The organism is Algoriphagus sp. AK58 (assembly GCF_014324365.1).
In the GTDB taxonomy this organism is placed as follows: domain Bacteria; phylum Bacteroidota; class Bacteroidia; order Cytophagales; family Cyclobacteriaceae; genus Algoriphagus.
On sequence record NZ_QEIG01000002.1, the window covers coordinates 57,929 to 79,733 of the forward strand.

The 21,805-nt window shown below is 44.9% G+C and carries 17 protein-coding genes; 3 read left to right on the forward strand and 14 right to left on the reverse strand.

What is annotated here, in order from left to right:
• Nucleotides 1-16: 16 nt before the first annotated feature.
• Together DDT91_RS01340 and DDT91_RS01345 are read right to left on the reverse strand one after the other, a co-directional pair.
• Nucleotides 17-2,242, reverse strand: coding sequence for a molybdopterin cofactor-binding domain-containing protein (locus tag DDT91_RS01340; RefSeq protein WP_187174323.1), 2,226 nt, complete (start codon nt 2,240-2,242; stop codon nt 17-19).
• 11 nt (nt 2,243-2,253) lie between these two features.
• Nucleotides 2,254-2,727, reverse strand: a complete 474-nt coding sequence (locus tag DDT91_RS01345; RefSeq protein ID WP_187174324.1) for a (2Fe-2S)-binding protein — start codon at nt 2,725-2,727, stop codon at nt 2,254-2,256.
• Between the two features lie 371 nt (nt 2,728-3,098).
• On the opposite strand from DDT91_RS01345, the gene DDT91_RS01350 reads away from it, so the two are divergent.
• Nucleotides 3,099-4,730, forward strand: coding sequence for a M28 family peptidase (locus tag DDT91_RS01350; protein ID WP_187174325.1), 1,632 nt, complete (start codon nt 3,099-3,101; stop codon nt 4,728-4,730).
• Nucleotides 4,731-5,154: 424 nt separating this feature from the next.
• Nucleotides 5,155-5,589, forward strand: a complete 435-nt coding sequence (locus DDT91_RS01355) for a YidH family protein (protein WP_187174326.1) — start codon at nt 5,155-5,157, stop codon at nt 5,587-5,589.
• Between the two features lie 70 nt (nt 5,590-5,659).
• Here DDT91_RS01355 and DDT91_RS01360 read toward each other — a convergent pair whose 3' ends face one another.
• From DDT91_RS01360 to DDT91_RS01370, 3 genes are all read right to left on the reverse strand, one after another.
• The gene (locus DDT91_RS01360) at nt 5,660-8,167 is read right to left on the reverse strand and encodes an ATP-binding protein (RefSeq protein WP_187174327.1); all 2,508 of its coding nucleotides are present in this window, start codon (nt 8,165-8,167) and stop codon (nt 5,660-5,662) included.
• A gap of 505 nt (nt 8,168-8,672) precedes the next feature.
• Nucleotides 8,673-9,743 (reverse strand): DUF3500 domain-containing protein, encoded by a 1,071-nt coding sequence (locus DDT91_RS01365; protein WP_222718573.1) that lies wholly within the window; start codon nt 9,741-9,743, stop codon nt 8,673-8,675.
• A gap of 218 nt (nt 9,744-9,961) precedes the next feature.
• Nucleotides 9,962-11,083, reverse strand: a complete 1,122-nt coding sequence (locus DDT91_RS01370; protein WP_187174328.1) for a hypothetical protein — start codon at nt 11,081-11,083, stop codon at nt 9,962-9,964.
• 222 nt (nt 11,084-11,305) lie between these two features.
• Between DDT91_RS01370 and DDT91_RS01375 the strand changes: the two genes are divergently transcribed.
• Nucleotides 11,306-11,767: a DUF4251 domain-containing protein gene (locus tag DDT91_RS01375; protein ID WP_187174329.1), complete on the forward strand. Its 462-nt coding sequence runs from the start codon at nt 11,306-11,308 to the stop codon at nt 11,765-11,767.
• A gap of 7 nt (nt 11,768-11,774) precedes the next feature.
• Here DDT91_RS01375 and DDT91_RS01380 read toward each other — a convergent pair whose 3' ends face one another.
• The 9 genes from DDT91_RS01380 to DDT91_RS01420 form a co-directional block, all read right to left on the reverse strand.
• Nucleotides 11,775-12,674: a cation diffusion facilitator family transporter gene (locus tag DDT91_RS01380; RefSeq protein ID WP_187174330.1), complete on the reverse strand. Its 900-nt coding sequence runs from the start codon at nt 12,672-12,674 to the stop codon at nt 11,775-11,777.
• 11 nt (nt 12,675-12,685) lie between these two features.
• Nucleotides 12,686-14,215: an amidase gene (locus DDT91_RS01385; RefSeq protein WP_187174331.1), complete on the reverse strand. Its 1,530-nt coding sequence runs from the start codon at nt 14,213-14,215 to the stop codon at nt 12,686-12,688.
• A 30-nt stretch (nt 14,216-14,245) separates the two neighbouring features.
• On the reverse strand, nt 14,246-14,863 hold the full coding sequence (locus tag DDT91_RS01390; protein WP_187174332.1) for a hypothetical protein: 618 nt from the start codon (nt 14,861-14,863) through the stop codon (nt 14,246-14,248).
• The gene (locus tag DDT91_RS01395) at nt 14,860-15,534 is read right to left on the reverse strand and encodes a VIT1/CCC1 transporter family protein (RefSeq protein WP_187174333.1); all 675 of its coding nucleotides are present in this window, start codon (nt 15,532-15,534) and stop codon (nt 14,860-14,862) included. The genes DDT91_RS01390 and DDT91_RS01395 overlap by 4 nt, the downstream gene beginning before the upstream one ends.
• 55 nt (nt 15,535-15,589) lie before the next feature.
• Nucleotides 15,590-16,342, reverse strand: a complete 753-nt coding sequence (locus tag DDT91_RS01400; RefSeq protein ID WP_187174334.1) for a LytTR family DNA-binding domain-containing protein — start codon at nt 16,340-16,342, stop codon at nt 15,590-15,592.
• Entirely contained in the window at nt 16,339-17,409 is a 1,071-nt protein-coding gene (locus DDT91_RS01405) for a sensor histidine kinase (RefSeq protein ID WP_187174335.1), read from the reverse strand. The genes DDT91_RS01400 and DDT91_RS01405 overlap by 4 nt, the downstream gene beginning before the upstream one ends.
• A gap of 150 nt (nt 17,410-17,559) precedes the next feature.
• Nucleotides 17,560-18,204, reverse strand: a complete 645-nt coding sequence (locus DDT91_RS01410) for a hypothetical protein (RefSeq protein WP_187174336.1) — start codon at nt 18,202-18,204, stop codon at nt 17,560-17,562.
• A gap of 11 nt (nt 18,205-18,215) precedes the next feature.
• On the reverse strand, nt 18,216-20,375 hold the full coding sequence (locus DDT91_RS01415) for a TonB-dependent receptor (protein WP_187174337.1): 2,160 nt from the start codon (nt 20,373-20,375) through the stop codon (nt 18,216-18,218).
• Between the two features lie 174 nt (nt 20,376-20,549).
• The gene (locus DDT91_RS01420; RefSeq protein ID WP_187174338.1) at nt 20,550-21,791 is read right to left on the reverse strand and encodes a M20/M25/M40 family metallo-hydrolase; all 1,242 of its coding nucleotides are present in this window, start codon (nt 21,789-21,791) and stop codon (nt 20,550-20,552) included.
• Nucleotides 21,792-21,805: the final 14 nt, after the last annotated feature.

The window sequence follows — 21,805 nt, forward strand, 5'->3', positions numbered from 1 at the left end:
TTTGAAGAGGTTTAGCTCAAGTGGTTTGACGAATGGACACCCGTAGGTCGGTGTTGGATATCGGCAATTGACGTATTCGAATCCCGGTAGCCGCAAAGATGGCATTGGTCACTGCCGGTGCAATAAACGGGGTACTGGGTTCACCTGCCCCTCCCGGAGCATTGTCGGAATTGATGATGTAGGTTTCGATTTTTGGCGCTTCACTCATTCGGGTCACCGGATAATTATGGAAATTGCCCTGAGCAACAGCTCCATTTTCGATGGTGATTTCCCCGCTCATTGCTGCGGCTAAGCCGTAGATAATCCCGCTTTCCATCTGTGCCTTAAACCCGTCCGGATGAATCGCAAATCCCGGATCTGCCACACAGACTACCCGTTGCACGTTGACTTTTCCTTCCAGATTGACTTCCACTTCGGCTACTTCAGCGACTACCGAGCCAAAGGACTGACCGATGGCAATTCCTCTTCCCCAATTGGCTGGAAGTGGACTTCCCCAATTGGACTTTTCATAGGCCAAGTCCAAGACGGCAAGTAGTCTAGGATGATCTTTGATTAGTTTTTTTCGGTAAGCAAGCGGGTCTTGTTTGGCAGCATGGGCCAACTCATCTATAAAAGATTCGCTCAAAAACCCATGGGTTGAGTGATCCACACTTCTCCAGTTGCCCCATGGAACATGGGAAGGTGGACTTGAAAACTGGATCAACTGATTGGGAACCGAGTAGGGAATGTCGGCTGCCTCAGGTGGATGATGCTTAAAGATAAACTGATGGGAATACGCTACGGGAAGACCGGATTCGTCCAATCCCGCCTTTAGTCGGCTGAGGGTAGCTTCGCGATAGAAGTCATGTTGGGTGTCTTCTTCTCTGGACCAGATCAATTTAACCGGAACATCCACTTCTTTGGCAATCAAAAGGGCTTGTTTGATCACATCCGTCTCTGATCGCCTTCCAAATCCTCCTCCCAATAGTTGATTGTGGACGATCACCTGATCCAATTCAAGCTCTAGGAGTTCGGCAGCTGCGGCTTTGACTCCAAGGGGGTTTTGGCTGCCACACCAAATCTCACATTTTCCTTGCTGCACCCATGCAGTGCAGTTCATGGGTTCCATGGTGGCATGGGCCAGAAAAGGGAGCTGATACTCGGCCTCGATGAGGACTTTTGCTTCTTTTAGAGCCTTGGCCGCATCTCCGCTTTTGAAGTGGGTTTCCAGATTTCCTTCGGCCAGGTCGGTATCCATGGCCTTTCGGTATCGAGAGAAGATTTCGGCTTGACTCAGACTATCATTTTCCGTGGATTCAAAAGTGATCGGTAGCGCATCCAGGGCGGTTTTAGCCTGCCAATACCCCTCGGCAACGACAGCCACCGCATCCCCAAGGTTTACTATCTTGAGTACTCCTGCCTGACTGGTGGTGACATGGGTATCTACAGATTTCACTTTACTTCCAAATACCGGGGCCGCTTTGATGGTGGCATATTTCATTCCGGGTACCTGCACATCCATTCCAAAGATGGCTTGTCCGGTGACTTTTGCAGGAATGTCAAGCCTAGGTTGAGAAGTGCCCATAAGGGTAAATTGATCCCGTGATTTCAGTTTGGGATTTGCGGGAGTTTTGACTTTTGCGGCTGCAGGAGCCAATTCTCCAAAGGTGGCGCTTTGACCACTGCCCGTATGGGTGACGATACTTTTTTCGGCCACAAGTTCTTCTACCGGTACCTTCCAAGTATCTGCTGCAGCCTGCAAGAGCATGGATTTGGCGGCGGCACCTGCGATTCGCATGGCATCTTGACCGGTAAATCGTACCGAAGCGCTTCCTCCTGTAATTTGGAAGTTGAGAGACTTTACTGCAGTGAGGAATATGCCATCGATGGTTTCCACTAGGAATTTTGGAAAATTCGCATTTCCGGCAATAAAGCCTTTGGCCACCGAATAGTTGGCGTATTCTTTTGCAGCAGGGGCTTCTTCAAATCGTACCTTTGACCAATCTGCGTCCATTTCGTCAGCAAGCATCATGGCTAAGGCGGTATGCACTCCCTGCCCCATTTCGGCGTGAGGAATGATAGCTGTGACGGTATTGTCCCGGGCGATTTTCAACCAAATATTCATGACTGTCTCTCCGCCAGTAGCGATCAGTCCGGCAACTTTGGAGGCTCGGTTTCCGGGTCGAATGGCTATTCCCAATACCAGGGTGCCACCAGCCAAAACTCCAGCCCCGATAAACGCGCGTCTAGTCCATTTTTTCATTTTCTTCTGGATTAAAGGGTGGAAGATTGGAGTGAAGCAGAAGCGCGCTTGATGGCGGATCTTATCCGACCATACATCCCGCATCGGCAGATATTTCCGGACATGGCTGCATCGATCTGCTCGTCGGTTGGATTTGGATATTCATTCAAAAGAGCTACAGCCGACATGATTTGACCGGACTGACAATATCCGCACTGCGGAGTTTGCTCAGCGATCCAGGCTTGTTGTACCACGTGAAGGATGGTGGGATCAGGGGCAATCCCTTCGATAGTGGTGATGTTTTTCCCCTCGGCACTGATGGCAGGAGTGATACAGGAGCGAATGGGCTGACCATCGAGGTGAACAGTGCAGGCACCGCATTGGGCGATTCCGCAACCAAACTTTGTACCCGTCAATCCGCACTGTTCGCGGATGACCCACAGTAAGGGCACGCCGTTCTCGGCATTTACCTCATGCTCTTTTCCATTTATCAGCAGTTTGGTCATTTTTAGTAAGTTTTTGTTTGATTGGTCGGCGGACTTTGAATAAAGATCATGATGCTCGTTCAATTTTTCAAACGAATTAATCTATAGGTTAAGCCTTAGGTAAGGTTGAATTCCTACTCATACTCTGTCTGAATTGTCCATTTTATTTCAAACCTGGAAGGATGCGAAGTGTTCATTTGGTCTATTATTAATAGGTTTAAGGACTTAGTGATGTGTTTTGCCAAGGAAAGTAAATGAAGCTTTTCTTTCTTGTTCCAAAGCCTAACACATCCATTTTAACTCAAGAGATCAAGTTTGAAATTTTACAAAATGGCGGTTTGAGCTAAAAATCATACTTTGGGCCTCCTATTCAGATGTAACCCATAGTTATCATGAAAAAACTCAGTTTCCTGTTAGTGGCGCTGCTTTCTTTTCAGGCTTTCGCCCAAAAAGTCCCAGTCCCAGCTTCGATCCGACAGGCCATGAATCAGATCGACACCCTAACTATCCGAGATCATATTGCCTACCTGGCAGATGATAAACTCAAAGGCCGACTACCCGGCACGGAAGGCTATCAGATGGCGGTGGATTATGTCATCGATCAATACCAAAAAATCGGTGTGCAGCCCGGAGGTGATCCAGGACAATACACCCAAAAGCTTTTCCTCCGGAAAACGGTAGTGGAAAATGCTTCTGCCAAAGCTATGCTGAAAGATCCCTTCGGAAATGTAGATTCTCTGGTGTTTGGAAAGGATTTTATGCCTGTTCCCCATCCTTTATCAGCCAAAGCTTCCGGTGAAGGTAAACTCGTCTTTGTGGGCTATGGGGTGGATATTCCCGGACTTTACTCGGATTATGAGGGAGTAGATGTAAAAGGAAAAGTAGTGGTCTTTGTATCTGGAGTTCCGGATGGCATTCCTGCTTCGACTTTGGTTTCTCACTTTTCCAGTCCCGGAAATAAAATGAATACGGCAATTGCTAAGGGAGCTGTGGGAACTATCCTGGTGACGATGGGAGCGAATTTCTCCAACTCCAATCCAGTGCTTCAGTCCAATGTGGCCTTGAATCCAGAAAAAACGACGGCTTATGGTCGGGGATTTGTAGGGAATCTGGGTTTTGCCCTTAATGGCAGCAAGTCATTCCTGACCGGTTTGTTTTTGAATTCCGGGAAAAACCTGAATCAGGTGTTGGCGGACATCAAAGCCCGAAAGAATTCCTCATTTGAGTTTCCCTACCTGTTTTCTGCCAGCTACTCCAATACCCACAGCGAATTTGAAAGCTACAATGTCATCGGACTTATTCCGGGCACTGATCCCAAACTTAAAAATGAATATGTGGTGCATTCGGCCCACTTGGACCATGTGGGAATAGGTAGACCTGAAAACGGTGACTCTATCTTCAATGGTGCCCATGACAATGCCTCAGGGGTGGCGTCTCTTTTGGAAATTGCCCGAGTCTATGTCAATGGAAAAGCAAAGCCGAAGCGCTCGGTCCTCATCGTGATGGTGACCGCTGAGGAAATGGGCTTAGTGGGTTCGGCCTACTTCGCCGCCAATCCATCTGTGCCCAAATCATCCATCGTGGCCAATGTGAATACAGACATGCCAACGGTGATTGCTCCCTTGCTTTCCGTGGTTCCTTTGGGTGCGGAGCATTCCAGTCTGATGGAAAATGTGAGGTTTGCAGCAGATTATTTGGGATTAGACGTAGAAAAAGATCCTGAACCCGAGCAAAACCGATTCGTGCGAAGTGATCAGTACAGCTTTGTGGTCAGCGGAATTCCTGCTTTGCACATTAAATATGGAAACAAGTCAGCTATTCCGGGATTTGACCTCGATAAGTTTGTGAAAGAATGGAGAGCCAAGTACTACCATCGCGCTGCTGACGGAATGGATGGGATGTTCAATTTCACTGCGGCTAAAACCTACGTCCAGTTAAATTTCCTGATTAGCTATTCGATTGCCAATACTCCCGCTAAGCCTGTGTGGAATCCAGGAGATTTGTTTGGGATTGGAACCAATTAGAAAATTGGTTCGTAGCGGTTTTACCTGTATAATTTAGGTGTAGCTTGAAATACCAAAAAATTTCCAGTTTTGGCTTAATTCGGTCCTCGGTATTCCAGTCCTGTTCCCTGATTAGGAGGGCTTTCCGACAGAACTTCGGATAGGCCGGTTAATTAAAGAATCTCATTGACCACAGAATCGATATCCCAAAAAAGGGCACGGTTTTGTGGTCAATTACTCTTATAGAAATCTTCAAATTCATGCTGCTCTGTATTGCACTTTTTTTTCGTTTATTTTTAGACTTCTTCGTCAATTTTTTGCCGTGCTTTTGTTGAATTTTAGAGTTAATTTCCTGATAGTTAAAAGGCTACAATTACTCAGAGTCTGATTTATTATTTCTTTAAATCAGATTGTGGAAAAGGTTGAATAACCAGGAAAAGAGAAAATGGAAATAGTGGATTCCAAGAGCCCTCTTCAGGAGGAGACGATGGAAATAAAACCCGGTAAAAAAGAGAAAAAAGAAATCAAATCAGCCATTCAATTGGAGCGGACAAGAACGGCTTTCGAAAGGCTTCAACTCGCCTGGATTAGAGCCAGCCTAACCTTGATTACTATCGGCGTGGGTGCTTATGAGTATTTCCATAATCGAATTGAATCGGGAAAAGCGCCCTTGTTAAAACTCGTTTCTGGTCGTGAATTAGGGATATTTTTAGTGCTTATGGCATTAGTAGCCCTCACTTTAGCCACTATCCAGCACAGGAAAAATACAGTTTACTTGAAAAATCACTATGAGAAGTTTCAATATTCGGTGACTTCCCTGCTATCCTATTTGATCATTTTTTTAGCTGTTTTTCTAATTGGAATGATGGTTAAGCTTTAAGCTACTTGAACGATTAAAACTTGTTACAGCAATGGGTAAATACCATCGTTCAGACAAGAGTGGACTTTCTTCAGATTTGTAGCAAAGGAAATTGGATATTTAAGATGCTTCCTTTCCCTTTTTTTGAATCAATAGTCATTTCTCCTCCATGTGATTTGACGATGGCATAACATTGCGATAATCCAAAATCCTCCTCTTTTTTCTTCTTACCCTTGAAAAATATCGGATAAAATTGCTCTTTAATTGATTCCGGAAAACCTGGACCATTGTCAGCAACTGAAATTTTCACCATCGTTTCACCAGATGGCAGATTGGTGGTTTCGCTCTTGATCTGTACTCTGGGGATGTACCTTTCGGACTTAGTTAAATTCTGGCGCTTTCGCTGTTGTTGTGAATTTATTTTTGCCTTTTCGCGGACTGCTGAAAAGGCATTCATCATCATATGGATAAGGACAAGTCCAAGTTCTTGGGGTGAAACATTAATTTTTGGAAGTGCGGGATCCAAATCGGTATGTACCTCTACAGGGAGAGTGTCAGCAAGTACATTTTTTTCTTTTGATTTTTGGCTATCCAATATGACCCTGAGGTATTCTGCTATTAGCTGGTTTAAGTCAGTAAGTTCTTTTTTCACCTCTGACTTTCTGCTCTGATGGAGCATGTCTTCTACGATACACCCCGCACGTTTGCCGTGATGTTTAATTTTGGAAAGGTTTTCTTTGAGTTGATTAGCAAGGTTTTTTACTTCCTCCAGATTCCCGTTTGCTATCTCTTTGTTTATTTCATCTGTAAGTTCCATGCTCAGTTCTGAGAAGTTGTTGACAAAGTTCAAAGGGTTCTGAATCTCATGGGCTATCCCTGCAGTCAGTTTTCCAAGGGAGGCTAGTTTTTCTGATTGGATGAGTTGAGATTGAGTAGCTTTCAGTTCGGATAAGGTATTTTCTGCCTTTTGTTTTGCTTCTTTAAGTCGCTCGAAATCCAAATATCTGGCATATGCAATAGAGAAGGAATCGGCCAAGGATTTGACCAAACCAAGCTCTTTTTCTGAGAGAGGGGCTGAACTTCCCACATACAACATACCCTGAGAGAATGGTACAAAGTGAAGATTAAGCGATTCCGGTGGTTCAGCGGAACCTTGGTAGGTTTCCGGATTTTGGATTTGGCCTAAGTCCATCATGGACCTCATCCACTCCACAAAATCATCTTTGGTCCAATACTCTTTGTAGATTTTTCCCTTTTTCCAGAATTCCAAAGTGTTTTGGGTCAGGTAGTTTGAATTGAACGCCAAATTCAAAACGCCTAGGGATTGTCCGTCTGGAGAAGACAAATAGACCTGGATTTTTTTTGATTTTTCATTAATGATGAAGACTCCGCAGCGAAAAAACGGAACGCCGAGTGCTATGAGCTCACGCCAAACTAAGGGAATGATGCGGTTAAGGTCCTTTGAGTTCCTCATGGAAGCGATTTCTGCCCTCACTCTATCCAATGAAAACTGTTTGATGGCTTCCTTTTCGCGGTTTTCTGCCTGCAAGATGTCCACATATCGGGTGTAGATTTGCTCGAAAACCCTTCCAAAACGCTCCAGCAGGATGATTTTTTCTTCTGAAAGAGGAATTGGAAAGACAAGAATTACCAGTCCAAATTCAATTGCAGTACTATAGTAATGAAGCTGATCACCACCTGGCAGTTCATCTTTGGAAGTAAGGGGAAAACCAGATCTCTCTTTAGCAGAGACTAGGATCGCGTCCCAACTTTTCTTGAGTTCGCCGGAAACGACGTAATGAAAACGGGATTTTCTTTCCATCCATGCCTTGAATAAAGCCTCAAATGCAGAATGATCAACAAAAGGAATGCAAATCCTTTCTACTCCAACTTCTGATTCCGGATTAGCTAGCCAACAAGTAACAGCATGTTCCTCAGGATTAAATATCCACACCATACTCTGGAAGCGCTCAATATTCAAGCTGTTGATTTCCTCAAAAAACGTTACTAGCACTTGATGAAAGTCCTTTGACTGTCTCAGTGACATAGCCCTTCTCTGTATCCGGACTATAGCAGCCTCATTTTCCAAATCCTTGTTTTTTTGCTCCAGTGTCGCCGCCTGTTGTTTGACAGCTTCCCGTAAAAGATGATTTTCCAGTTTAACCTTTTTGGCTGGAGTAGTATGACTGATAGGATTTCCCAATTCCGTTAAAGAGGAATGACGATGGATGATTTTCCATCCCTCTTGATGATGTTCAAGTAGCGTGGAAGCTCTCAATTTGGAATAGAAATTCCAATCCGCATCCTCTAAAACGAATAGATCGCATCTTTCGTGGACGAGGATGAGGTGATCAAGGGTTTGAAACCTGAGGTGGCGGTTTCGCATTTCCACTTTTCCCGCCATTTGGTCAATGGTATCCTGAAGAAACCGAATGGCATCTTTTTTATTGAAAAAATCATCGGTTTCCAAGCTTCCTACTTGGGTATAGGATGATCCTAAAAGGGACGAAATTTCTTCTATCTCTCCTCTGAGGTAATGATCCCAAAAGGAGTGATAAACCTCCAGAGACTCCAGATCAACAAGCTGTTGGACTTTCATTTTTTTGACAGGGTACAGGTTTCAAATCACAGAATCGAAAAATCTAAATGACCTACCTGACCAGAAAAGGTGTCGGGTCTCCATGCTCCCATCTTCTTGGGGAGCTTTATTTTTCAGTTAAGGTAAATTTTGGGTCACTGGGAAAGATCCCTGCTTGATCCCATAACAAACGTGTTCCACCATTTAGGCCGATATACGAACTTGTTTTTCCGCAAAGGTCAGCTTACTGTTTGGTTGGCCAGATCACTTCAATTTGCCTACAAAACTTACTCGAAAAATAGAAGTTCGCTCTATTACCTTTTGCTACTCTGGAATCCAGAATCATTCTTTTGGACTTGAAAGAAAAGTAAAAACCGAGTCTTAATGCCTTGATCAATTTACCTATCTCAGCCCATCAAGCCAAAGTGATTGTTGGGTTTACCAAAATTCATTTTAGGGAAAAATACTACAATCGGAAAGGGCCATATATTAGCCAAATAATCGAATGGACATAGCAAAAGATTTTCTATTCATGTTTATGCTCCATTCGGTGTTTTTTCAAAATATCCTCCCCGAAATCATTTCCTTTTTCTCTCCAGATCGAGTGAATGTGGTTGGCATTGTCGAGGAAGCCGACGTTGTCGTATTCGATCAGAAAGTCCGGGCTGTGGACAATATAGTAGTGAGGTTTCATGGGTTCATAGCTTCCGATCCAGGCAAAATACACTTCACTCATTCCTCGGGCATGTAATTTGGCGAGGTATTCTCCCGCCTTCTGATGGTCAAGATTTCCGATGTATTCTTCGATCAGGTAGTGAAGTATTTTCTGCTGGCCCTCGTTGAGTTCAGAGCCTTTGATTCCTTGGAATTCCTCCAACCATTGGGGGCGATCCGGACTGGTGATGATGTCACCCGGTACTTTTTCACTTAGGGTAGCTTTGGCTTTTTGGCTTTCATCCAAAGCATTGATTAGCCAAAAACCGTAATCTTCCTCTTTGCTCAAAGGTCTCAAACCTGCATACTGCGTAGCCTCCACGACTGCCGGGTCGGAACCGAAGAAGAGCGGCGTCATCGTGAATTGATCTCCAGCCACAGTGAGATTGATGGAGATATGATGGCCTTCAAATTTCAATCCCCAGATAGCCTCATTTTCGGGGTTGCCTGCTATGGCTAGGTAGTAGTTTCCGTAATCCCAATTCAGCTTTCGGATAAATTCCATGCTCCGTTCATTGACTTTTCCCTGCTGAAACTGAATCTCAAAAAGCTCATGAAGGATGTCGTCTACCTGCATGATGGCAAAAGTTTTCAGATACCCTTGTGAACTGAAAATCGAGCTCAAAACCTTATGAAAGGCGATTTTGCTCGACTCAGAAAGATCACCATAGCGAAGCCCTGCCCGAGGTGCAAGACCGAGGGGAAGGTTGGTCCATTGGGTCCTTGCACTGTCTGGAAATGATATAAACACCGAGTCACGTTGTGGTTCCTCAAGGGACTGAATAAAATCCAGGGTGGAGGATTTCAATTTTTCGGTTGTTTGACCCCAGACAGGCATAGCCAAAATGGCTAAAATCAGCACCTGAATTATTTTTTTGATCATGGAAGGTTTGAGAAAAGGCGACATGAGATTTTACCGATAAAGCGAAAGATAGCTTTTATCAAAGGAAAATTGAGACTTAAAAGGTAGCGGAAAAATCCAGTTTATCTGAATAAAATCCTTTATATCAAGTCGGTGAAAAAATAAAAGGCGGCCTAGGTTGTTATTTCCCTGACCGCCAGTTAAAGGCATTATTTCCTAGAGGATGTGCCTGGAGAAACTTAAAGGCCGAACCGATATTGAAGTCCTGTCATCAATTGTTGTCTTGATCCCAAAAAGCCATACTCCAATCGGTACATAAAGTGCTTGCTGAATTGATACTGACCACCGACAATGAAGTTCCACATGTCCTTAGGCCGTTTGTCCATGGAATATTGCACAGTGGAACTTTCTATGGTCGAAATAGCACCCTCAGCGGCCACCAGGATATTGCTCGCTCTGTCCAGAATATCATTGGCCTTTTCGTATTTGGCCTTGTTGATCGGATTGTTTTGTTCGGCTTGGCTGAGGCCATTCCACCAGGAATCGACCTGAGTATAGGCATTATCCACTTTTTCAAATCCTTCTTCCACTTTCCCCCCCAAAGTTCCTGGTGGGAAAACCTCATTCAAAGCGATGGATCCCTCAGTCCCGGAATTAATATGAACCCGAAAACCTCCTACCCATACAGCAACAGCTCTTCCTGGTTTTTTGAGATTAAAGTTTTTACCGAATCTGGGACCAAAAACAAATGAAAAGGCAGGGTCTTTTAACTGGGGAACATCAGTCCATGCCACGTTCATATCCAAAGCCATAAAACCTCCTCCTACACCGATGGTAGGTGTCATCCCCAGTCCAAAAGTCGTTGCCTTGAAATCAACTTGAGTGTCAAATGAAAGCACCTGACTGTAGTTATTTTCTCTGTCAGGAAGCCAAAGTCCGGCACCAATTTGAGTTGAAGCTTGTGACTTGCCCAGGATCCCGTAAACATTCAAAAATGGAAAAAGCCAAACATCAGGCCTGACGGTCACTGCACTTGCAGTTGCTACTGCCTTGTTGAATCTGACGAGATTATCCACATTATACATTTCACTGTTGTTGAATCCGATCATTAGATTTTCTATGATCAAGTCAGATTCCTGAATAAAATATTGGACACTTAATCCAGCAGAATACGGAAGATTGAATCCCATTCCGGTCGCTTTATCGCCCCAGATGGGAAGCGCATAGGGATATTCAGCGGCTTTTAGACTATCGATGACCCGCTCGTTTTTCTTGCCGACTTCTTTGTTGGAAAAAACCTGAGATTGAGCAACACCGGCGGATATCGCTATAATCCACCCAAGCAATAGTAATCGTTTCATACAAGCTTTGTTTTAAAAATTTGAATCCCAATCCAACAACTTTGTTGATCTAAGGTAGAAGGATACCTATCCTAAAAAAATGACTAATGTCAGCTAGCTAAAGAACTATTATCAAAGGAGTTTGGAAAATTAAACTACTCCGTTTATTCCCGGAAAAGTGAGGGTCTTTTCAGAATGCAATTCCGTGAAAGTCTGAGTAACTTTATTTCAAAACACAGTATGATGAAAAAGTTTGTCAGCCTTATCCTTTTGGTTCTCACCCTGGGTTCACTGTCCAAAGCTCAACAGACTGATCCAGAAAAGCTCCAGGCTTCAGTAGATTCGGAGACGTTTGTTTTCGAAGCAAGACAAGCCAACGCAATGCGGGGGAGAATGATCCAGCTCGACCCAGGATATACCTTATCGGTCAGTCCATCAAAAATCCTTGGAGATTTGCCATTTTTTGGCAGGTCATATCAAGCGACTCCAGGGTCTAGTGATGGAGGGCTCAAATTTGAGTGGGTAGAGTTTGATTTTCTGATAAAGCCACGAAAAAAAGGAGGATGGGATATTACTATCGAGTCCACCGGCCACAGTGATGTGCGTTCCCTGTTTCTGACGATTCAAAAAAACGGATCAGCCTCTCTTAGGGTAATAAGCAACAGTAAGGAAACCATCTCCTATAACGGATTTATCAAGGAATAAAATCGGTTCAATGATGGGTACAATGTTCCTCCTTGAGTAACAGACATTCTTCGCCTTCCATTTCTGTTTCGATCGTGTAGTGTTCAAATGGATACTTCATCATGATCTGTTTCAACGCATTTTTTACATGCAAGATTTCCTCCAATGATCCTACGGGCTTGAGCTTCACATGGGTAGTAAATACATGGTGTTCTCCATCCAGGGACCAAATATGTGTATGATGAACAGATTGGACATGGGTGATATCCATAATTTCCCTTTCAATTGCTGTTTGGTCTACATCGGAGGGATGACCCTGAAGAAACAGGAATGTCGTGTCCCGTAATCTCTGGATGACATTCCAGAGAATATATAAGGCAATCAACATAGACAGAACCGGGTCCAAATAAGGGTTGGGGTAAAAATGTAGGATTACCGCGGCGATCAACACAGCCGTCCACCCCAGTACGTCTTCCACCAAATGCCAGGAGATCACCTTTTCATTTTGGGTTTTGCCTTTGCTGAGTTTCCATGCTGCATAGCCATTGACTGCGACTCCCAAAAGGGCAAAATAGAACATCCCTTTTTCATCAGACATTTCCGGATACTGTATTCTGAGGACCGCCTCCCGAATCACAAAGACGGATCCAATAATTAAAACGATCGCATTGATCAGCGCGCCAAGCAGGGAAAATCTCCGGTAACCAAAAGAATAGGAAGAGGTAGCTTTTTTCTTTGAAAGCCTATCCAGATACCAAGAGGTGCCCAACGAAAGGGAATCCCCCAAATCATGAACCGCATCCGAAATAATAGCCACACTGTTGACATACCATCCACCGACAAGCTCCAAGACGGTGAAAGCCAGATTAAGAAAAAAGGCTGTCCGGAGGTTTTTTCCTGAATTGTGAGTGTGATGATGGTGGCCCACGGCGCTAGGATTTATTTTACCAGTAATGGAGGCTTTCGATGTTGGGTTCCTTGCTCGAAAGCATAGGTCAATTTAATCAAAATAGGCTCAGACCACATTCTTCCAAGAAACTGAATTCCAGCCGGGAGATTTCCCGAGGTATATCCCATGGGAACAGTGAATGCAGGTTGGCCGGTATGAGGAGCGATGATTTGACTGTTGTCTCCTTTGTAGTCTTCTTGAAAACGATCAATCTTCGCCGGCTTATTGTTCCAGCTCGGATAAACCAATGCATCCAACTTCAGCGAATCCATTACTTTTTCGATGGCCTCCCGAAAGGCAATTCGCTTTAAGTCTGTAAATGGATCCCCGCAATCCTGAGCCATATTATCGGGGAGCTGACTTTCCCGGAAGTTTTCCAGCCCATTTCTTGCGTAGTCAGATTTGGTGCTCACCCGGATGATATCCTCTATGGTTTTCATCGTATCTCTCTTGACATAGGCAGACAAGAAGGCTTCCACATCTTGCCTGAAAACCGGGCACCATTGATTTCTCCTTAAGGAATCGAAATTTTCCACCTCCACCGAGTCTACTATCACGGCTCCAAGTGAAGCCAAGTCTTTCAGAGATTGGTTGAAAAGAGCGGAAATTTCCGGATCGGGGTCTTTTTCACTTAGCGTTCTAAAGACTCCGATTCGAGCACCTTTTAGGCCATCTTTTTGGAGATACTGCTGATAGTTGCCTTCAGACTTCCCTTTGGAATATTCAGTGATCGGGTCTTTGGGATCATAACCTACCATGGCCTCCAGCACTTTGGTCGCATCTTCTACAGTCCGGCACATAGGTCCGACTACGTCATTTCTCAGATAAAGTGGTACGATTCCCTCCCGGCTGACCAGGCCCAACGTGGTTCGAAAGCCAACCAAGGCATTGTGAGAAGAGGGTCCCCGGATGGAATTTCCTGTGTCAGTACCCAATCCGATTCCCGCAAAGTTTGCCGCGACAGCTGCTCCTGTCCCTCCGCTCGATCCGGCGGGTACATGATCCAAATTGTAAGGATTTCGGGTAGTGCCTACCGTGGAGCTTTCTGAATGCATGGGGCTAAAAGCCCACTCGGCCATGTTGGATTTGGCGAGGATAATCGCCCCGGCTTCCACCAGTTTTTGGATGATAAAAGCATCCTCCTCCGGATAAAAATCCGCCAAGGCCAAAGCGCCGGCTGTAGTCGGCATGCCTTTGGTGTTGATGTTGTCTTTGACGATCAGCGGAATCCCGTGAAGGGGGCGCAGTTTTCCGGTTTTTTGGTATTCTTCATCCAGCTTTTTGGCGATCGCTAATGCCTCCGGATTACTGACAGAAATAGAGTTTATCGCACTGTCCAAAGAATCAATTCTTGTCAGGTAGGCCTGAACCAGCTCCTCTGCCGTGTATTTTCCTTCAGAAAAAGCTTGGTGGATTTCAGCGATCGTGAGTTCTTCGAGATCTATTTTGTCGGGAGTATTTTTGCTTTCGCAGGAAATTAAAATCCAAAAAAAGGATAGGAGGAAAGGAAGTCGGTTCATTCCTGAAAATAGCGAGTTCCTCACTGCAATTCAAAAATTAGCTGAAAGAGTAAAAAGAAGAAAATTATCCGCGGTACCCATATTGTACCAATAGCCTGTAAATTCCAGGTTTTGGAAGCCGCCTCCGAGTATAAGCCCGCGCTGAATATCCAAATCCGTCTCGTAAAGCCGGGTGCGCTGCACGCTGATTCCGGTCCACAGCCAATCCAAGGGTGAATAGGTCAGATCGGTCCAAGTGTAGATAAATTGGTTTTCCGATTCCTGAAAATCAATGAAGTATTCGGATTCACTGTACAACTCAAAACTTCCATAGGTAAGTGAGGTTTCCATTCCAGGCGCGATTCCGGTTGAATTTCCAACCACGGCTCCCAACATAGGAGTGATGAAGTACTCCAGTTTGTTTCCTCCATAAAAATTATATCCCACCCAAGTGGAAAGGGTGTTGATATCTTCGTAATTGTATCTCATCTCTAAGTGAAGGTGATCTTTGTCGGCAGCTACCACCGGGAGAAATATGACGTCATCTGCGAAGAAATAGAAATTCCCATCCGTTCGGACCGACCATTTTTTTTCTTTTTCGGAGGATTCTTGTGCACTTGCTGAGTACCAAACCAATCCGAAAATCAAACTGAAAATGAGTTTTTTCATCCTCCCAGGGCTATAGTGATTGCTACCAATATGATTCCTATACCTGCATATATCAGTCCGGAAAAGAATTTTCTGAACCCGGCAAATTGAGCGAGAAGGTAGCCTCCCCAGAAAAGCATAACCAATGCAATTGCATTGGAGATTCGCATTGCCAGCTCAAGCTCTTTGACAAATGCAAAAGGCAAGGCTATAGGCAGGGTGCAAAGAAAAACCAAAAAGAATATCTGAATGCCGGCCTTCATATCGGTAAGGGTAAGGAGTAAGCGTTTACTGGGGTCAGGGAATTCTTTGATTTTGCCCAGGAGGTAGTCCAACTCCTCTTGACGAATCAGTCGGCTTAACAATGGATTTATTTCATTTTTCAAGGATTCCCTGTTTTCGGATAGGTTTGGGTTGGATTGGATGCTCCTGATGACTCGGATGGCATGTCCTCGCTCCACCACCAGATTCATCCAATACATGATGGCATCCACCAAGCCCCATGCTACATTGCATCCCAGTGCTGCCCACAGCAATTCGCGGATATCTTCCCGTGAATCCGTGCCTACACTGATGGCACCCGTAAAGCTCAGAACCATGATCAGGCCAAACAAAACCTCCGATATCCGATCAATAGGAGCCAGTATTGCACTTTCTTTGACGATTTGACTCCAGTCATGTTTTTCCTTCATGGAAATAAGTTCAGAAAAAAACCTTGTTTCCAAAAGAGAGCTGACAAATGTCAGTTTAGGTATCTAGCCAAGCTTTAAAATCACTTACTTTTTCACGGCTGATCAGAATATCGTTGTCCTGAGAGTTTTTCAGTTTTACTTTTAGCCTGCTGTTGGAAAAAGTAAAAACTTCCTCCACGGCTCCTATTCGGGCGAGGTATTTTCTGTTGAGCCGAAAGAAAATGGCTGGATCCACCTGAGCTTCGACCTGTTCAAGTGTAGAGTCTAGGACATACTTTTTGCCAGAATCGGTTTGCAAAAAAGTCACCCGCTCCTCGCTGAAAAAAAATGCGACTTCTTCTATCGAAACACTTTGAATTTTTTCTCCAAATCGAACTAAAAATCGGCTTTTGAAGGACTTCGGTTTAGGTTGGATCAGGGTTTTGAGCAAGTGGAAATCCAAGTTGGGTTGAATTGCTCTGGAGTTGAATTTTTCCACCGCTCGATCCAGTTCTTTGGGGTCTATAGGTTTGAGCAAATAGTCTATGGTATTGACTTGAAAGGCACGGATAGCATACTGATCATAGGCTGTGGTGAAAACAATTGGTGAGTTGACGTTTACTTGCTCAAAAATCTCAAAGCTGATCCCGTCAGCAAGTTGGATATCGCAGAAAATCAAGTCTGGCGCTGAGTTTTCAGCAAACCAGCGGACCGCCCTGCTTACTGTATCCAAGTTGCCTATCAACTCAGCATAGGGAAAATGCACCTGAAGCAATTTGCTCAATCGAGAAGCGGCGGGCTTTTCGTCTTCAATGATGAGAATCTTCATGCGTTGACTTTCAAAAGGGGAAGTTTGACTAAAAACTCATGTTCTGACTGATAGATTTCAGGCGTTCGATCGCTTAAAATCCGATAGCGGGAGCGGATATTCTCAAGCCCAACACCTGTCGAAGGCTCATTTTGACTGGTTTTAGGCTGAAAGGTGTTGCTTACCCATAGCTCGTCTCCTTTTTGTATTATGGAAATGAACAGCGGATTTTCCTGCGAGGCAATGTTGTGCTTGATGGCATTTTCCAGTAAAAGCTGGAGCGAAAGCGGAGGCAGGAAGCAACCTTTACAATTGGGAACATCGACCCTGAAGTTCAGATTTTCTTCAAAACGGATTTTCTGAAGGTCAAGAAAGTTTCGGGCAAATTCCAATTCCAGATCCAGCTCGACCAGTTCCTCCTGCTGCACGTCGAGGACATACCGGTAGATTTTGCTGAGCTTTTGGATAAATGCCGCGGAGCGGTCCGCATCCTCATAGACCAGATTGGAAAGGGCATTGAGCGAATTGAAAAGAAAATGTGGATTCAGCTGGTCTTTGAGGCTTTGGTATTGGCTGGCGAGTTTTTCGGATCGGAGTTGCTCGGCTTCGATAGCAGATTTTCTCCATTCCAAGAGCCAGGATCTTGAGGTAAAAATGGCCATAAATACCAAGGCAATCTGCATGGGGATAAGGGTAAAATCGAGGATTGCTTTCCAGGGAATCTGATCCAGTGTGAACTGTCCGTCTATCCAGGCATAAAGGAAAACAATCACAAAACTTGCGACACAGGAATAGGCCAAATAAGTAACGATTGTAGCGATCAGTCGCTTCACTGGATGATGGATCCAGGATAGCCGAGGATCCCAAAACTCTTCGACTCGACTGCCTCCATAGCTCAATGCCATGGACACGCAAAATGAAAAAATAAATTCAGGAAAAAGACCGATCAAATCATCCCAACTCAAAAAGCAGGCAGGGCAGAAAATCACCTGCAAGATCAAGGCGATGGCCAAGTTGATGAGCAGAAATTTTCGGAAGTCTCTCCATAGTCCTTTTTGGTCTTTGCAATCGGTGGTCGTTTGGGTCATATCGGAAGTTAAGAAAATCGGCAGGTATTTCGAACTGGAGTTTTTGGATGCTTCGATGAGCTAAGTGCGAGTTTCGTGTTTTTAAGCACGTTGCCTACACCAAATCCTCGATTGGTGTAGGCTGGTTGGTTTAGGTTTTCAAATCGGGCATTACTTGCATGCGCTGGCAACCTGCTCGGCTTCTCTTTTTCCCCAGGTAGGCATGAGGTAATTTTCGGTTACTTTTGATTCTTCTTTAGCAAAAAGCGTCAATCCCATACGAGCCATTCCACAGGCCTTTTCCGGACCTTGACCAAAGAACTGGGCCATCCCTTGTTCCATTTGTGCCATGAGTGTCACCGCCCGTGGGTTTTCCTTGTCCAAGGCAATGGCTTTTCCAAAAAGCTGCATGGCTTGACCGCTGAGTTCCTGTCCCCGGGTCATGGGATCAACGGAGAGTTTGCCCATGAGGATAAAGCCCTGCAGTGCGGTAATTTCAGAATGGTTGGGAGCGATTTTTTCAGCCTTTTTTGCCAGCTCCATGGCTTGGTCGAAGTATTGGTCTTTATTCACCTCAAAGCGAAACGCGGCGATCGTCTGCAAATAGGCTGCATAATAGAGTGGAAGCCATTCAGTGTTTTTCACTTCAGCGATTCTGAGGAATCCGTTGGTGACAGCCTGTGATTCATCGGCAGATTGTATGGATTTCATTGCTTGAAGCTGCTTTTTCATGGCGGATTCATAGGCAGGATCATTGGCGGATGCATTCCAAACGAAAGCAAACACAAGTGTGAGGGTAGCTAGGATAGTTTTCATGATGCTAATTTTTAGAGGTTATTTAGATTGTTCGCGTTTTTGTCTTTGGATAGGGTGAGGAATATTCCCAGAAAAAGGAATCGGGGTGCTCCTTGGCTTAAAGGAATGGATTCAAATCGTCCCTGTTCGTTAGGCACTTGAGCAAACTGGTAACCGAAAATGTTTTGATGGGCCGTTACGTTGGTGATGGCTCCGTGGATGATCAGATTGGGTCTGGGCAAATAGCTCCAACTGAGGCTGAGATTTTGGAAGGATCCCGTTTTGGAATTCATTTCTCCCGGTTCGTTTGGGTCGGTGTAGGTCAGGCCATCATTGAAGGACCAGGACATTCCCAGTTGGGATTTTAGACCGGCAACAAAGTGCTTGACCACTATGCTTAGGTTGTGCTTAGGTGCAAAGTCCGGTTGTACCAGTCCGACATATTGGAAATAGCTGCGTTTGCTGTCCACAAAGCTGTAGGTGATCCAATAGTCGGTATTTTTCAGGCTTTCCCGATCACGGAAAAACACATCAAAACCGCGTGCAAAGCCTTCCCCTTCGTTTCGGATATGTTTGGGATTTTGAAGAATGCCTTCAAATCTGATCAATTCATCGTAGGATTTGTGAAAAGCTTCAGCGCGGAAAGTTTTCCCATCTTTTTGATAGAGGTAATTCAAAATCAGGTGCTCTGACTCGGTATTTTTCAAGCCTTGAGCCAAGACTCTGAATCGTTCTTCAGGCAATTGATGGAATCTTCCGCCTGCCAAAGAAACTGTTTCATTATTGGAAATTTTGTAGGCTAGAGAAACTCGTGGATCAAGCCATTTTTCATTGGCAAGAGAGGAAAAACCTGCACGAAGACCTGACCGAAGCACCAGCTTTCTGCTGAGATACCAATCCCATTCGCTAAAAATGTAGCTTTGGTGATCTTCAAAATCCCTGGAAATGGCCGACTCAATCAGCGTTTCCGAGTAGGTATTCCGGAAGTATTCCAGCCCATTTTTGGCCGAAACTCGTTCACTGAAATCATAGGTTGCGGTGAATTTGCCATGGCTGAGATTGGTTTTTCTCTCCAGGTTCAGTCCATCGAGTATATAAAAATCCTTGTTGTGAGAGGATGAAAAGCCCCCAAAAAGGGACCAGCCGTTTTCATAGGCTCTTCTCCAGTTGGTCTGTGCGTAAGCATACTTGTTGGTCAGATCGACTAGGATTCCTCGGCCATCCCGCCCGGGCTGAGGTTGCCAAAGTTGCATTCCTCCGGTTTCTGTTCGGGCAAGAACTTTCCAGAGTCCTCCTTTGGAAGTTTTTTGTTGAGCGGCCAGTTCCAAGTCTATTCCATAGGGGGCTCTTTCCCAGTCAAAATCCTGTTTAATTATATTTTGATAAGGATTGAGGTCGAATAGATTCCCGCTTACTGTTAGGCTCCTTTTGTCATTGGCCAAGGTGTGGGAATAGCCTCCGCCCACCGACATGATGGATAGGTCTCCCTGGTTTCTTTTTGCCAAGTCTTTGGTATTCAGCGCTAAAGCAGAAGAAAGGGCTTGGCCAAATTCGGCGGAATAGCCTCCTGTGGAAAAGAAGGTTCCTTTGAAGAGGTTAGGGTTAAACCGGGTACGGGTGGGGACATTTCCGGCGGTGGTGCCATAGGCATTGCCCACTCGCATGCCATCGATAAAAATCCCGACTTCGCTGGCATCACCTCCTCTGACAAAGAGCCGGCCGTCATTTCCGATCGTGGAGGTGCCCGGTAAAGTCTGGAACGCCCCTACAATATCACCGACTGCTGAGGGAGTGGTTACAATATCAAGCGGGCGAAGAATCACGGATTTTTTCTCATCCGAGGCTTCCATAGCTCCTGCAGATATGGTGACGGTGTTCAGGTCGTTGAATTCTTCTTTGAGAGTAAGGGTTGGGATTTCTTGCGTTTTTGCAGCGAGTTCTACGGTCACTTCTTGGGATTTGAATCCCATCATGCTAAATACTAGAATTTGGGTACCCGATTCGGTAGTTTCGAATTGAAAAGCCCCTGTTTGGTCTGTGCTAGCCCCGTCAAAGGTTCCTTTCAGAAAGACATTAACGCCAGGAAGAGGCTGGTTTTTTTCGTCGAGGACTTTTCCGGAAAGAACGGTCTGGGATACTCCAAGACCTTGGATCAATACGAAAAGGATTAAAAAAGAGAAGATCGCCTTCATAGTTGGTTTGTATTTGAACCAAAATTGAAGCGGTAACACCTCTTAAAAAATTGAACCTGACTGAAGTGTCAAAATCCGTGACTGAAAATTAGAATCAAGTGTATGAATTGATACAAAAAATGCCTTTGGGATCATCCCAAAGGCATTATTAAGCTTTTTCACAAGTAGGAATTTTTAAAACTTCACCACCGCTTCCACTTTCTGTCCGGATCGTTCGATTACCACTTTGGTAGAGTCCCCTTTCTGGAAAGCACTCAAAGCCCGCATGTAGCTCATCATATCGTAGATGGTTGAATCGCCCAACTGAACGACCACATCACCTTTGAGTAAACCGGCTGCTTGGGCGGGTTTGCCTTCAGATACGCCATCTACACGCATTCCTTTTCCATCAAACATATAATCCGGCACTACGCCCATGGACACCGTAAATCGCGGTGAATCACTCGAGTCTTTGGTCTTGCTAAAGGCTAATTTGGGTTCTGTATCCAGTGAAGTGACCACTCTGGAAATGTAGCGTACGACCTTCACCAAGCCTTCGTAGTTGATCTTTTCCGAATCGTCACCTGGCTTATGGTAATCCTCATGCTGACCGGTGAAAAAATGCAATACCGGCAAATCCTGAAGGTAAAATGAAGTGTGATCAGAGGGGCCTACTCCGGATTCGGAAGTGACCAATTTCAGGCTATCGACATTGATTTGATCAAAAACGGGGACAAAGCTCGGGCTGGTGCCCACACCGTTGATGGCCAAGGATTTTTCTTCGTTCAGTCTGCCCACCATGTCCATATTGATCATGTAGTTCACTGTTTTCAGATCGATGGTTGGGTTTTTGACAAAATAATTGGAGCCCCATAGGCCATTTTCTTCACCGGAGAAAGCGATGAAGAGAATGTTGTTTTTTAATTCTTCATGTTTGAAAATCTCTGCCAAAGCCAAAAGAGCCGCAGTGCCTGAAGCATTGTCATCAGCACCATTATGAACCGCCGAGTCGCCCCGATGAAGCGAGCCCTGTCCGCCCATCCCCAAGTGGTCAAAATGCGCGCCTATCACAATGGTTTTGTCCGCTTTTTTGTCCAGAAATCCGATCACATTTCGACCAGTAATCCCTTCACCATCCGTTCCGATAATGGCCTCTTCGTGAGGATTGCTGGGTTTGGATACAATAAAGTGCTGGAAATAGCCTTCCGTGCCTTTTGGTTGGAGCCCAAGTTTTTCAAATTCTTGAGCTAAATATTCTGCTGCTTTTTGTTCCCCCTCTGTTCCAATCGCTCTTCCTGCTAATTCGTCCGCTGCGAGAAACATCACATTTTCCCGGAGTGAGACTAAGAGTTTTTCGTCAGTTGGAGGACCATCACAGGCAACAATGAATAGTATAGAGGCAAGTAAGTAGCTGGATTTCAAAAGAAAATTCTTCATATTTTGAATGGATT